Source organism: Streptococcus infantis (assembly GCF_001579645.1).
Taxonomy (GTDB): domain Bacteria; phylum Bacillota; class Bacilli; order Lactobacillales; family Streptococcaceae; genus Streptococcus; species Streptococcus infantis_E.
Genome location: NZ_KQ970818.1, coordinates 273,586 through 288,548 on the forward strand (window position 1 = coordinate 273,586; position 14,963 = coordinate 288,548).

Sequence of the window (14,963 nt, forward strand, 5' to 3'; positions counted from 1 at the left end):
AACAAGCAAGCCGTGAACGTTATAAAGAGCAAGCTGACGGTTCATGGGTTCGTAAGGCCTTCAATGGTAAGGGTGTTGTCATTGTCAAATCAACTGAGCAAGCTGGTAAATTTACCTTGACTGCTCATTCTGATCTCTTGAAATCTGATCAAACTACAATCTTTACAGGTAAGAAAGACCAAGCTGAAAAAACTGTCTTGGGTACAGAAGTTGCTAAAGTCCGTACTGTTATCGGTCAAGCACCAAAAATGCCTAAGAAGGTTGCATTTATCTACAGTGATGGTAGCCGTACAAAACTTCCAGTAGAATGGTCAGCAGTTGATGTCAATGAACCAGGAATTGTGACTGTTAAGGGTGTGGCAGATGGACGTGATGTAGAAGCTCGTGTTGAAGTCTTGGCTCTCGAAGCAGAATTGCCTGTAGTCAAGAGAATCGCTCCAAATACAGACCTAAATTCAGTTGACAAATCTGTTTCCTACGTATTATCAGATGGTACTGTAGCAAGCTATGATGTTAATAAGTGGGAAATTGCAGCTGAAGACCAAGCTAAACTAGCAATCCCAGGCTCTCGCATCCCAGCAAAAGGTATTTTAGAAGATGAAGAAATCGCTGCGACTTTGGTAGTTGCAGAAGGGGAAGCTGCTAATCCAGTAGTTCCAAGTGTAACTGTAGCAGATCAAGCGGTTGAAGGTCTTTCAACAGACCAACCTGTAAAATATCACAAGCTTGCTTATGGAGCAGCCTTGCCAGAGGTCAAAGCTACAGCTGAAAATGCTCAAGTGACAGTTATTCAAGCTAATGAAGCAAATGGTATGCGTGCAAGCATCCATGTTCAACCAAACGATGGTGGCCCACTACAAACTTATGCTATCCAATTCCTACAAGAAGCTCCACAAATTGAACGTTTGAGCCTAGAAGTTGAAAATGCAGCTACTTTGAAAGAAGACCAAACTGTCGGTATCAAGGTCTTGGCTCACTATCAAGACGGTACACAAGCAGTCTTGAAAGCTGACAAGGTTACCTTCTCAACTACAGGTGAAGGAGATGTAGCCGTTCGTAAAGGTATGCTTGAATTGCATAAACCTGGTCAAGTAACTCTGAAAGCTCAATTTGAAGGAGCAGAAGGCCAGATTGACTTGAACATTCAAGCAAATACTGAAAGCAAAGTTGTCCAAGCCATCCGTCCAGTTAGTGTCGTGACAGGTTTGAACCAAGAACCAAGTCTACCTGCTACTGTAACTGTAGAGTATGACAAAGGATTTCCAAAGGTTCACAAGGTGACTTGGCAAGCAGTTGCTAAGGAAGACCTTGCTAAATACCATAGTTTTGATGTCTTAGGTAAAGTTGAAGGAATTGAGAAAGAAGCACATGCTAAGGTATCTGTCGAAGGTATCATTGCTGTCGAAGAAGTGAGCGTAACTACTCCAGTTGCAGAAGCTCCTCAACTACCAGAGAGCGTTCGTACTTACCACTCAAATGGCCAAGTCTCTTCAGCTAAAGTAACTTGGGACGCTATTGAACCAAGCCAATACGCACAAGAAGGCAAGTTTACTGTGACAGGACATGTAGAAGGTACTCAACTACCAACTAAACTTCATGTTCGTGTATCTGCTCAGACAGAAACTGGTGCTAATATTTCTGACCAGTGGACTGGTTCAGAATTGCCACTTGCCTTTGCATCAGACTCAAATCCAAGTGACTCAGTAGCCAATGTCAATGACAAACTAATTTCATATAACAACCAACCAGCAAATCGCTGGACAAACTGGAACCGTACAAGTGAAGCATCCGTAGGAATTCTCTTTGGTGACTCTGGTATCATGTCTAAACGTTCAGTGGATAACCTCAATGTAGCCTTCCACGAAGACCACGGTGTTGGTGCACCTAAATCCTATGTCATCGAATACTATGTCGGTTCAGCAACTCCAACAGTTCCTAAGAATCCAAGCTTCGTAGCACGCGAAGACCATGTCTTTAATGACGATAAAAACTGGAAAGAAGTAACAAATCTCAAGGCTCCAGATCAAGTCAGAGCTGGAGAAATGACCCACTTTAGCTTTGATAAAGTCAACACTTACGCAGTTCGTATCCGCATGGTTAGACCAGATGGTAAATGGGGTACTTCTATTACAGAAATGCAAATCTTCTCTAAACAAGTAGCTGCAGCTAAGAATGCTCAAGCAAAAATCCAAGTAGATGGAAAAGATTTGCCAAACTTTAACCCAGGCTTGACTGACTACTATCTAGAAGCAAGCCAAGGAAAAGCTCCAGCTGTTACAGCGAGTGTCACTGAAAATGGTATTGCAACAGTTGTACCAAGCGTAGGTGAAGGAGATCCAGTCCGTGTTGTTGTCAAGGCTGAAAACGGAGATATCCTAGGTGAATACCGCCTACACTTCACAAATGATAAAGATTTGCTCGCAAGTAAACCTGTTGCTGTTGCCAAATCATCTCGCTTGGTTGCTAAAGGACAAACCCTTGAGCTACCAGCAAAAGTTCCTGTTTACTTCACAGGAAAATCTGACTATGAAGTGAAAGACTTGGCTGTTGACTGGGAAGCAGTCCCAGCAGAGAATCTAACAAAAGCAGGTGAATTTACAGTTCATGGTCGCGTTTTGGGTACTGATTTAACTGCTGAAGTGGCTGTTCGTGTAACAGACAAACTCGGAGAAAATCTTTCAGACAACCCTGACTTCGATGATGATAGCAACCGTTCATTTGCCTCAGCAACTAACGATATTGATCCAAACTCTCATGACCGTGTAGACTATGTCAACGATGGTTCAGATGATGAAAGCCGTCGTTGGACCAACTGGTCTCCAACTCCATCTGAAAATCCAGAAGTTTCAGTAGGGGTTATCTTCAGAGAAAATGGTAAGATTGTTGAACGTACAGTAGCTGAAGGAAGCATTCGCTTCTTTGCAGATGGTGGAACAGATGCCCCTTCTAAACTCGTCCTAGAACGCTATGTTGGACCAGAATTTGATTCACCAGAATATTACTCTAACTACCAACCATACGATCCAGAACATCCATTCAACACTCCTTCTAACTGGGAGAAAGTTGAATACCGTGCGGATCAAGAAGTTCAAGCAGGAACTGACATCCATGTAACCTTTGCACCGGTCAAAGCTAAAGCCATGAGATGGCGCATGGACAGAAAAGCAGACAAGAAGGGTGTGGCGATCACTGAAATGGCCTTTATCGCACCAAGTGAAGCACCTAAAGACAATACAGCTTCTAAACTTCTAGTAGATGGTAGAGAGCTTGCAGACTTCTCTGAAGCTCGTGTGGATTACCAAGTAACCTATAGTGGAAACCGTCCTAAAGTGACCGTTGAAGCTGGTGAAAACGTAGCGGCAACAGTTGTCGATAGTGGTGACGATAAACTTCCAGTCTTGGTACGTCTCGTTTCAGAAAGTGGTAAACAGGTCAAGGAATACCGTATCCAATTGACCAAAGAAAAGGTTGAAAGTGCCAAGACAGAACCAGCCGTATACGATATTCCAGAATATACTGGAGGTGTGAACGGAGAAGAGGCAGTCATTCTTGAGGTTCCAGAATTTACAGGTGGTGTCAATGGAGCAGAAGCAGCTGTTCATGAAGTCCCAGAGTACCCAGGAGTCATTGGCACAGCAGGTGATGAGCCAGCACCAGTAGTAGAGGTTCCAGAATTTACAGGCGGTGTCAATGGGGCAGAAGCAGCTGTTCATGAAGTACCTGAGTTCACTGGTCATGTAAATGGTTCAGAAGGAACTACCCATCAAGTTCCACACTTTGAAGGTGGTGTTCCTGGTGGAGAAGGGACTAGTCACCAAGTTCCAGAATTTACTGGACGTGTGAATGGTTCAACCCCAACTACAGGTGAAACTCCAGCATACAGAGATGAGCAGTCACAAGTAGCTCTTGCTATGTCACAAGACAAGACCTACCAAGCGCCTGCAAGTCATCAAAATATCCTCCCTGAAACAGGTACTAAGGAAAATGCAACCCTTGCAACAGCAGGTGTTGTAGGAGCACTACTTGGTCTCTTTGCAATGGGAAAGAAAAAAGAAGACGAATAAGATGATATAAAAGCATCTAAGTCATAGAGATTGGACCAAGAGACTAATCTCGATCATAAAAAGCGGACAAAACTAGTTTTCTGATAAACAGAATCTGGTCGTGTTCGCTTTTTTGCTCATACATCAGTTGCTAAAAGAAGACCAGAGATGATATTCGACAAAAAACTAAAGTAACAAACTAGAGGAATTGCATCAGAAACATGGTGAGTAAGGCATGGCTATACTGAATTGGATTCAGCGTATCTGAGGACTTTGAAAATCTCTCTAAAGTCTACAGGGATAAGCTTTCTTTCTCTCCTCAAAAGAGTTATAATAAAGATGAAAATAGGCATAGAAGAGGAGGAGATAGGATGGCTTATATTGAAATGAAAAACAGCTATAAGAGGTATCATACTGGTGATACAGAAATCGTAGCCAATCGAGATGTCAACTTCGAGATTGAAAAGGGAGAACTAGTCATTATCCTTGGGTCATCTGGTGCAGGGAAGTCAACAGTTTTAAATATTCTTGGTGGTATGGATACAAACGATGAAGGGCAAGTCTGGATTGATGGGACCAATATCTCGAATTTTACTTCTCATCAGAGAACTAACTATCGTAGAGATGATGTTGGCTTTGTCTTTCAGTTTTACAATTTGGTTTCTAACCTGACTGCTAAGGAAAATGTTGAGCTAGCTTCAGAAATTGTTGCCGATGCCTTGGATCCTGAGCAGGTTCTAAAGGATGTAGGCTTAGGTCACCGTCTTAATAATTTTCCAGCCCAGTTGTCAGGTGGTGAGCAACAACGGGTCTCCATTGCTCGAGCTGTGGCTAAAAATCCTAAAATTCTCCTTTGTGATGAACCAACGGGAGCTTTGGACTACCAGACTGGTAAGCAGGTTCTAAAGATTCTGCAAGATATGTCACGTAAAAAAGGGGCCACCGTTATCATCGTGACCCATAATGCCTCCCTAGCTCCTATAGCTGATCGCGTGATTCAGATGCATGATGCCAGTGTCAAGAGTGTTGTCCTCAATCCTCAACCACAGGATATTGATGATTTGGAGTATTGAGATGAAAAGAAAGACATATTGGAAAGACCTGCTCCAGTCTTTCACAGGTTCAAAGGGACGGTTTATATCCATCCTAACTCTGATGATGTTAGGTTCTTTAGCCGTGGTTGGTCTCAAAGTAGCCAGTCCCAATATGGAGCAAACGGCTTGGGCTTATCTGAAAGATACTAATGCGGCAGATATGACCGTCATAGCAGATTATGGTCTAGATCAGGCAGACCAGACAGAATTGCAAACTTTATCAGGAGCAGATGTCGAGTTTGGTTATATGACAGATTTGACTCTGGCAAACAGTGAAGATGCCATACGAATCTTTTCAAATACTGATAAGATTTCAAAATTTCAAGTAACGGAAGGTCGTTTGCCTGAAAAAGAAGATGAATTGGCTTTGGCGGACTTTTGGAAAGATCGCTATCAGATAGGTCAAGTCATTCATTTGAGTCAAAAAAAGGGCAGTAATTCTCAATTAAAGCGGGATAGTTATACCATTACAGGCTTTATCCACTCTCCAGATATTTTTTCAAAAACGGATATGGGGAGTTCAGCCAGTGGTAATGGGAACTTGGATGCTTATGGTGTCGTAACTGAAGAAAATTTTAAGAGCTCTGTTTACACGATTGCCCGCCTGCGTTTTGCTAGCCTAACAGATGTCAATCCTTTCTCTAGTGATTACGAAAAGAAGCTAGAGGAAGAAGAGGAGACTTTAAAGGAACTAGTTGCTGATAATGGACAAGCGCGGCTAGAGAAAATGAAGAAGGATGCCCAAGAGTCCCTTGATGAAGGGAAGAAACAACTGGACGAGGCTGAAAGTAATTTGCTAGCTGGCAAGAAACGCTTGCAAGAAATCGAAACGCGTCTACAAGCTCAAGAAAATCAAGTGAGCCAACTACCAGAACCACAAAAAAGTCAAGCCTCTAGTCAGTTAGAAGAAGCAAAAGACCAACTAAAGCAAGAAAAGGAAAAGCTGAGCCAAGCCGAAACGAATCTGGCGAGCGAAAAGGCTAAGTGGCAGACCAGTCAGGATGAGGTCAATGCTCTGACAGAACCAACCTATCATGTCTACAATCGCAAGAGTTCTCCTACTGGTCAAGGTTACCTCATGTATAGTAACTCGGCTATGAGTATTCGTGCCGTAGGGAATATTTTTCCAGTTGTTCTCTATGCTGTAGCAGCCATGGTTACCTTTACCACCATGACACGATTTGTAGACGAGGAAAGGACCAATGCTGGTATCTTTAAGGCTTTAGGCTACCATAGCAAGGATATCATTGCTAAGTTTGTGATTTACGGTCTAGTTGCTAGTACTCTTGGCACTCTACTAGGAATTCTGATTGGTCACTACATCCTAGCACCTACTATTTCGCATATCATCACTAAGCGAATGATCGTTGGTGAGAGTCAGCAGTATTTCTATTGGACTTATAGTTGCTTGGCTTTGGGACTAAGCTTAGTAGCTAGTGTCCTACCTGCCTACCTTGTATCTCGTAGAGAATTGCATGAAGAAGCAGCACAATTATTACTACCCAAGCCACCAGTCAAAGGTTCTAAAATTCTCTTGGAGCGGATAACATTTATCTGGTCACGTTTGAGTTTTACTCAGAAGGTGACAGCCCGCAACATTTTCCGTTATAAGCAGCGTATGCTGATGACCATTTTTGGAGTTGCTGGTTCAGTAGCCCTCCTCTTTGCAGGACTTGGGATTCAATCCTCTGTGGTTGGAGTGGCAGACAGGCAGTTTAAGGATCTGCAACAATACCAGATGGTTCTCTCTGTCAATTCTCGAGCTTCTGATTCTGATAAGGCAAAGCTAGAAGAAAAATTGCAGAGTGATGAAGTTGAAAACTATCGTTTAATTTCTTCCAAACAGGTTGAGGAAAAGTATGCTGGCAAGGCAGGTGTTCAAACCGTGACCATGATGGTAACGGATCAAGATGACCTGGGTCCCTTTGTCCATTTAGAAAAAAATGGGGAAAAACTGAGCTTATCTAACGGACTTGTTCTGACTGAAAAATTAGCCCAGTTGGCAGGAGTTTCACTTGGTGACAACTTTACAATAGATGGGAAAACCTTTAAGGTTGGAGCCATTACCGAACACTACGTGGGCCATTTTGTTTATATGAATCAGGCGACCTATGAGAAAATTTATGGTCAAGCTCCTAAGATGAACACCTATCTGGTCCAACTCAAGGATAAAAGTGAAAGAAATACTGAAACCGTCGCAGGAGAATTTATGGATCTAGCTGCTGTCAGTGGTCTCGTTCAAAACGCCTCCACCATTCAGCTCTTTGAAAGTTTTGCCAATTCTCTGAATCACACCATGGCGATTTTGGTGCTGGTATCGGTGCTATTAGCCATCGTGATTCTCTATAATTTGACCAATATCAATGTTGCTGAACGGATTCGGGAACTCTCAACTATCAAAGTTCTTGGTTTTCATAACAAAGAAGTGACCCTTTACATCTATCGGGAAACCATCCTATTGTCACTAATTGGAATGATTGTAGGATTGGTATCAGGCTTTTATCTCCATCAATTTCTCATTCAGATGATTGCACCCGGTACCTTCCGTTTTCAACCAAAGGTCGGATGGGAAGTGTATCTCATTCCAGTTCTAGCTGTCAGTGTCATTTTGACCACCCTAGGAGTTTTTGTCAATCATTATCTCCGAAAGGTGGATATGTTAGAAGCCCTCAAGTCTGTAGAATAATTAGTAGAAGACAAAAACAAATAAGAAAGCCCTTTGTGGCTTTTTTATTTTCATAAAAATGGTAAAATAGTAAGAGTAGAAATGGAGTTCTAGATATGAAACGAATTGATCAATTTGAAAATAAGAAAGTATTAGTCCTAGGTTTGGCTAAATCTGGTGAGTCAGCAGCTCGTCTCTTGGACAAGCTAGGAGCCATCGTAACGGTGAATGATGGCAAACCTTTTGAGGAAAATCCAGCTGCGCAAAGTCTCTTGGAAGAGGGCATCAAGGTTGTCACTGGTGGACATCCTTTGGAATTATTGGATGAAGATTTTGCCCTCATGGTAAAAAATCCAGGAATTCCTTATAGCAATCCTATGATTGAAAAAGCGCTAGAAAAAGGCATTCCGGTATTGACAGAGGTTGAGTTGGCCTACTTGATTTCTGATGCACCGATTGTTGGTATTACTGGTTCAAATGGTAAGACTACGACCACAACCATGATTGGAGAAGTTCTGACTGCTGCAGGACAAAATGGGCTTTTATCAGGTAACATTGGTTACCCTGCAAGCCAGGTAGCTCAGACAGCAACAGATAAGGATACCCTTGTCATGGAACTTTCTTCTTTCCAATTAATGGGAATTCAGGAATTCCATCCTGAAATTGCTGTTATCACCAACCTGATGCCAACACATATTGACTATCACGGTTCTTTTGAAACCTATGTCGAAGCTAAGTGGAATATTCAAAGCAATATGACAGCGGCTGATTACTTAGTATTGAACTTCAACCAGGAATTAGCTAAAGAGCTTGCGACAAAGACAAACGCGACTGTAGTACCATTCTCAACCCTTGAAAAGGTTGACGGTGCTTATCTTGAAGATAGTCTTCTTTACTTCCGTGGTGAAAAAGTCATGGCAGCTGATGAAATCGGAGTTCCTGGTAGCCACAATGTGGAAAATGCTCTTGCAACCATTGCTGTAGCTAAACTTCGTGGTGTTGACAATGAAACCATCAAGGAAACCTTGTCAGCCTTTGGAGGAGTTAAACACCGTCTCCAATTTGTAGACCAAATCAATGGCGTTAAATTCTATAACGATAGTAAATCAACCAATATCTTGGCAACTCAAAAAGCCTTGTCTGGATTTGACAATAGCAAGGTTATCTTGATAGCTGGTGGTTTGGACCGTGGGAACGAGTTTGACGAATTGGTTCCTGATATTACTGGACTTAAGAAAATGGTCATACTCGGTCAATCTGCAGAACGTGTCAAACGTGCAGCGGATAAAGCTGGTGTGGCTTATATCGACGCGGCTGATATTGCAGATGCAACTCGCAAGGCTTCTGAACTTGCGGAAGAGGGAGATGTGGTTCTCCTCAGTCCTGCCAATGCGAGCTGGGATATGTATGCTAACTTTGAAGTACGTGGAGATCTTTTCATCGACACTGTAGCGGAGTTAAAGGGATAATATGAAAAAAATAGTATTTACTGGTGGGGGAACGGTTGGACACGTTACCCTCAACCTTTTGTTAATGCCTAAGTTCATCGAAGATGGCTGGGAAGTCCACTATATTGGTGATAAAAATGGGATTGAGCATCATGAAATTCTCAAGTCAGGTTTAGATGTTATCTTCCATTCGATTGCAACAGGGAAATTACGTCGATATTTCTCATGGCAAAATATGGTTGACGTCTTTAAGGTTGCTTTTGGAATTCTTCAATCGCTCTTTATCATGCTTCGAGTTCGTCCACAAGCCCTCTTTTCTAAGGGTGGATTTGTATCTGTTCCGCCTGTTATTGCAGCGCGAGTATGCAGAGTACCAGTCTTTATCCACGAGTCTGACCTCTCTATGGGATTGGCCAATAAAATCGCCTATAAATTTGCGACTAAAATGTACTCTACTTTTGAACAAGCTTCTAGCCTCACTAAGGTAGAGCATGTAGGAGCCGTGACCAAGGTTTCTGGACCAATTATGGAAGAGCCTGAAGAAACGGTGGATATCCGAACTTCTTTCAATGATAAGCTACCAACTCTTCTTTTTGTTGGAGGTTCTGCTGGGGCGCGTGTCTTTAACCAACTAGTAACAGACCACAAGGAAGAGCTGACTAGTCGCTATAATATCATTAACCTGACAGGTGATGCTAGTTTAAATGAACTAAGTTCAAACCTCTACCGTGTTGACTATGCGACGGAACTCTATCAACCACTCATGAATATGGCTGATGTGGTCATCACTCGTGGTGGTGCCAATACGATTTTTGAACTCCTTGCTATGGCTAAATTGCACGTCATTGTGCCACTGGGTCGTGAAGCTAGCCGCGGAGACCAGATTGAAAATGCAGCCTATTTTGTGAAGAAAGGCTATGCTGAGGAGTTGCAAGAGAGTGACTTGACCTTGTCTACTTTGGAAGAAAAAGTAAATCAACTTTTGACCAACAAAGAGATCTATCAAAACACGATGAAGAATTCTCAGGAATTAAAATCTGTGGCAGATTTTTATGAGCTACTAAAAAAAGATTTATCATAAGGAATATTAATGTCAAAGGATAAGAAACAAGAGCCAACTCAAGGCAAGGAATTGTCAGAGTGGCAAAAACGAAATCAAGAATATCTTCAAAAAAAAGCTGAAGAAGAGGCCCAACTAGCCAAAGAAAAGGCCCAAGCAGAGGCCAATAAAAAAGAAGTTGCAAAAGCTCCGGAAGACGAAGAAACCACCTTATCAGAGTGGCAGAAGCAGAACCGTGAATATCTGCGTAAAAAGGCTGAAGAAGAGACCAAGGAAGAACAAGAGTCAGACTTATCTGAAGATACTGAGGCAGAAGAGACCTCAGATTCTAATCCTGAAGAGCAGAAGGAGAGTTCAGAAGACCAGTCCTCTCCAGAGAATGAGGAGGAAACTACTGAGACAGAACAAGTAGAAGAAGAGGACGAAGAATCTCAAGAAAAATCTGAAGAAACAAAAGTAGAAGAAAAGAGATCTAAGTCTAAGAAAAAGATTGCTAAGCCTTCTATTCCAAGTGTTCATATCTGGCGTGCTGTTACGATTCTAATCCCAAGTTTGCTTGTCTTGTTCTTTTCCATCTATCTTTTGACGCCATACTCAACTTTGAAAAACATAGAAGTCACTGGTACGGTAGAGACCAATGCAGACCAAATCAAAGAGGCTTCAGGGATTCGTGATAGTGACTATACCTTTGATCTGCTTCTCAATAAAGACAAACATGCTGAGATGATTAAGTCCAATCACTGGATTGAATCTGCTAGCATTCACTATCAATTCCCGACCAATTTTACCATCCAGGTCAAGGAATACGGGATTGTAGCCTATTATGTTTCTGGAGAGGATCATTATCCGATTCTTTCTAGTGGGACGGTGGAAACCAGTCCAGTTAGTCTAGTCAGTCTTCCTGAAACCTATATGTCTGTACTCTTTAACGATGAGCAGCAAGTCAAAACCTTGATTGAACAACTGGCTGAAGTCAGCCCAGAGATTAAGCAAGCTATCAAAACGATTGAATTGGCTCCAAGCAGTGTAACCAGTGATCTGCTCAAAATTACCATGTATGATACGGATGAGGTTTTGGTTCCTTTATCAGAACTAGGTAAAAAATTGCCTTACTATAGTAAGATTAAACCTCAATTAACAGTTCCAAGCGGTATTGATATGGAAGTTGGGATCTATAGTTATAGCTTGACGGATAAGGCTTTAGAAGAAGCAAGAATCAAGGCCAAAGAAGAGGAGAAGAAAAAGCAGGAAGAAGAAAAGAAAAAACAAGAAGAGCAAGGGAATCAAACTCAAACTCAAAATCAAACAACCCAACAATCACAGAGTCGATAAACTTGAGAACATTCTATCGGCTTGATTGTGAGTCTTGGCTTTAAAGTTCTTCGGAAACTAGTTTTTACTTGACAAGTCCCGCTTTAAATAATAGAATAGTAAAAAACCTTTAAAGCAGTCCAGAGAGGCAGCTAAGGTTAGACGGTGAAAGGGTGGATTCTACCCATTTTTCGTGGAACCTTGCTGTTGGCAGGTTCCTTTTTTGTAGTCTTTTTGACGGAAGCTGGGCTGATAAGAAAGATAAGAGGAGAAACGCATGCGTGAAAGTCGCCCAGTCATAGCTCTGGATTTTCCAAGTTTTGAAGAAGCCAAGGAGTTCTTAGCCCTATTTCCAGCAGAGGAAAAGCTCTATGTCAAAGTAGGAATGGAAATCTACTATGCTGTAGGGCCTGAAGTTGTCCGCTATTTGAAGTCATTAGGACATAGTGTCTTTTTGGATCTCAAACTGCATGATATTCCCAATACAGTCAAATCAACCATGAAAATTTTATCGAACCTGGGAGTTGACATGACCAATGTGCAGGCAGCAGGTGGGGTTGAGATGATGCAAGCAGCGCGTGAAGGATTGGGAGACAAGGGGATTCTCATAGCTGTGACCCAATTAACCTCAACCTCGGAGGAACAAATGCAAGAGTGTCAAAATATCCAAACCAGCCTCCAAGAGTCGGTTATCCACTATGCCCAGAAAACAGCTGAAGCTGGTCTAGATGGAGTCGTTTGCTCGGCTCAAGAAGCCAAGCTTATCAAACAAGCAACTCATGAAGACTTTATCTGTCTGACACCAGGGATTCGCCCAAGAGGGACAGAAGCAGGGGATCAGAAACGGGTAGTAACCCCAGGAGAAGCTTACCAGATTGGCAGTGACTACATCGTAGTTGGCCGTCCGATTACGCAAGCAACTGATCCAGTCGCAGCTTATCATGCTATCAAGGATGAGTGGAACCAAGACTGAAATTAAAGAAATAGATTATAAAAACAAAAGGAGTAGACCATGACACTTGCTAAAGATATTGCTAGCCATCTATTGAAAATTCAAGCCGTTTACCTCAAACCAGAAGAACCTTTTACTTGGGCATCAGGTATCAAGTCACCGATTTATACGGACAACCGTGTGACGCTTGCTTATCCAGATACTCGTAGCTTGATTGAAAATGGTTTTGTGGAAGCTATTAAGGCAGAATTCCCAGAAGTAGAAGTGATTGCAGGAACAGCGACTGCAGGCATTCCTCATGGTGCCATCATCGCTGACAAGATGAACTTGCCATTTGCCTATATCCGTAGCAAACCAAAAGACCATGGTGCTGGAAATCAAATCGAAGGCCGTGTAGCCCAAGGACAAAAGATGGTCGTTGTGGAAGACCTCATTTCAACGGGTGGTTCTGTTCTCGAAGCAGTGGCAGCTGCCAAACGTGAAGGAGCAGATGTTCTGGGTGTTGTAGCTATCTTCAGCTATCAATTGCCAAAAGCAGACAAGAACTTTGCAGATGCTGGTGTCAAACTAGTAACCCTTTCAAACTACAGCGAACTGATTCATCTAGCTCAAGAAGAAGGCTATATCACACCAGAAGGACTCGACCTCCTAAAACGTTTTAAAGAAGACCAAGAAAATTGGCAAAAAGCTTAAGGTATATAAAAATCAGGTAATCACTAGGATTACCTGATTTCTTTTTGTGATTTCATTGAGTATTAGTCTACTTTTCCACCTTCAACAACTAGGTCATCTGCTTTAGCAGCGTCACCGTAAGTTGGGTGAAGTGTTTTTTCATAGGCCTTGTGGAAGAAGTTTTCTTTACCTAATTTTTCGATTTCTTGGTTGATGTAGTCGAGTAGTTCTTGGTTTCCTTTTTGGACTGCTGGCGCAATAGTATCTGGATCGCCTAGAGAAGAAATTCCTACCTCATATCCTTTGTTTTCAAGTGCCCAAGCTAGAACTTCAGTATTATCAGTAGAGAAGGCATCTCCACGTCCGTCAAGAAGGGCTTGGTAGGCATCGCTATATTGGTCATATTTTTGAAGTTTCACTTCTGGGTGATTTTTCTCAAAGTAAGTTTCAGCAGTAGTTCCTTTTGTAACGATCAAGGTTTTGCCTTCAAGTTCTTTAACGTCTTTGATAACTTTATCTTTTGGTGACACAACACCGAGAGAAACTTTCATGTAAGGAAGGGCAAAGTCAACTTGTTTTTTACGTTCGTCAGTAACTGTGAAGTTGGCAAGTGTGATATCAACCTTGTTTGAAATCAAGTATTCAGCACGGTTGGCAGCATCAACTGATACATATTTCGGTTTGACACCAAGGTCTTTAGCTAATTGGTTTCCTAATTCGATATCGTAACCTTGGTAAGAACCGTCGTTGTCAACATAACCAAAAGGTTTTTTGTCTCCAAAGACTGCGATACGAAGTTCGCCACTTTTCTTAATTTCTTCAATGGTGCGAGCTTTGGCAGTTGCCTTAGTAGAGGAAGCATCAGAGCTTCCACCTGAACTACAAGCTGTGACAAAGATAAGCGCAAATGCTAGCGCAAAAACAGTTAGAATTGGTTTAAGTAGTTTCATAATAATCTCCTTTATTGATTATAGATATGAGCCAAACTGGCTAAAGTCAAAGACGTTTAAAAATTCTTGTGCTCGTTTGGTTTGTGGATTTGTGAAGAATTCTTGAGCAGTTCCTTCCTCAGCGATTTTACCTTGGTCAAGGAAAATGATGCGGTCCGCAATGGCTTGGGCAAACTGCATTTCATGGGTTACCAGAATCATGGTACGCCCTTCTTGAGCCAAGTCATTGATAAGTTCTAGAACCTCACGCACCATTTCTGGATCCAGTGAAGCAGTCACTTCGTCAAAGAGGATAATTTCTGGATGCATGAGCAGGGCACGGACGATCGCAACCCGTTGCTTTTGTCCACCAGATAACTGGCGAGCGAAGCTATGTTGTTTATCTAGAAGTCCGACACGTTCCAGTAGTTGTAGAGCTTCTTCAGTAACCTCTTTTTTGTCTCTCCCTTGTGCCTTGATAGGGCCTAGGATGAGGTTTTGAAGGACATCCAAGTGAGGAAAGAGTTCATAACTTTGAAAGACCATACCGATCTTTTGGCGAACCAGGTGAAAATCTTTTTTATTTTCAACGATGGACTGGCCATCCAGCAGGATATCTCCTCCTTGAATACTTTCTAAACCATTGAGGCAACGAAGGAGGGTACTTTTCCCACAACCAGATGGTCCTAGGATGACGACCACTTCCCCCTTTTTAATATCTAAAGAAAGTCCTTGGAGGATAGGATTGTCTCCGAAGGATTTTTTCAGTTCCTTGATTTCTAAAATAGT

Annotated in this window: 9 protein-coding genes and 2 pseudogenes; 9 read left to right on the plus strand and 2 right to left on the minus strand. The window is 42.2% G+C overall.

The annotated features are described in order from the left end of the window. From SINDD18_RS01320 to pyrE, 9 genes and pseudogenes are all read left to right on the plus strand, one after another. Positions 1–3,753: pseudogene (locus tag SINDD18_RS01320) on the plus strand (SIALI-17 repeat-containing surface protein); the annotation flags it as partial. Between the two features lie 47 nt (positions 3,754–3,800). After that, a pseudogene (locus SINDD18_RS11630) lies at positions 3,801–4,064 on the plus strand (LPXTG cell wall anchor domain-containing protein); the annotation flags it as partial. Between the two features lie 350 nt (positions 4,065–4,414). Then, positions 4,415–5,116, plus strand: coding sequence for an ABC transporter ATP-binding protein (locus SINDD18_RS01325; RefSeq protein WP_000323392.1), 702 nt, complete (start codon positions 4,415–4,417; stop codon positions 5,114–5,116). Between the two features lies 1 nt (position 5,117). Continuing rightward, complete coding sequence (locus tag SINDD18_RS01330) at positions 5,118–7,823, plus strand: FtsX-like permease family protein (protein ID WP_061862818.1); 2,706 nt, start codon at positions 5,118–5,120, stop codon at positions 7,821–7,823. 95 nt (positions 7,824–7,918) lie between these two features. Beyond that, positions 7,919–9,271: a UDP-N-acetylmuramoyl-L-alanine--D-glutamate ligase gene (gene murD, locus SINDD18_RS01335; RefSeq protein ID WP_061862819.1), complete on the plus strand. Its 1,353-nt coding sequence runs from the start codon at positions 7,919–7,921 to the stop codon at positions 9,269–9,271. 1 nt (position 9,272) lies between these two features. Continuing rightward, complete coding sequence (locus SINDD18_RS01340) at positions 9,273–10,331, plus strand: UDP-N-acetylglucosamine--N-acetylmuramyl-(pentapeptide) pyrophosphoryl-undecaprenol N-acetylglucosamine transferase (RefSeq protein WP_061862820.1); 1,059 nt, start codon at positions 9,273–9,275, stop codon at positions 10,329–10,331. A gap of 9 nt (positions 10,332–10,340) precedes the next feature. Further along, complete coding sequence (locus SINDD18_RS01345) at positions 10,341–11,642, plus strand: FtsQ-type POTRA domain-containing protein (protein ID WP_061862821.1); 1,302 nt, start codon at positions 10,341–10,343, stop codon at positions 11,640–11,642. 256 nt (positions 11,643–11,898) lie between these two features. After that, the gene (gene pyrF / locus SINDD18_RS01350; RefSeq protein WP_045763221.1) at positions 11,899–12,594 is read left to right on the plus strand and encodes an orotidine-5'-phosphate decarboxylase; all 696 of its coding nucleotides are present in this window, start codon (positions 11,899–11,901) and stop codon (positions 12,592–12,594) included. A gap of 39 nt (positions 12,595–12,633) precedes the next feature. Beyond that, positions 12,634–13,266 (plus strand): orotate phosphoribosyltransferase, encoded by a 633-nt coding sequence (pyrE, locus tag SINDD18_RS01355; protein ID WP_049503207.1) that lies wholly within the window; start codon positions 12,634–12,636, stop codon positions 13,264–13,266. A 62-nt stretch (positions 13,267–13,328) separates the two neighbouring features. Here the strand turns inward: pyrE and SINDD18_RS01360 are convergent, their stop codons facing one another. Together SINDD18_RS01360 and SINDD18_RS01365 are read right to left on the minus strand one after the other, a co-directional pair. Continuing rightward, positions 13,329–14,195 (minus strand): cysteine ABC transporter substrate-binding protein, encoded by an 867-nt coding sequence (locus SINDD18_RS01360; RefSeq protein ID WP_061862822.1) that lies wholly within the window; start codon positions 14,193–14,195, stop codon positions 13,329–13,331. Positions 14,196–14,213: 18 nt separating this feature from the next. Further along, positions 14,214–14,963: amino acid ABC transporter ATP-binding protein (locus SINDD18_RS01365; RefSeq protein WP_061862823.1), on the minus strand; the 750-nt coding region annotated here is incomplete at its 5' end.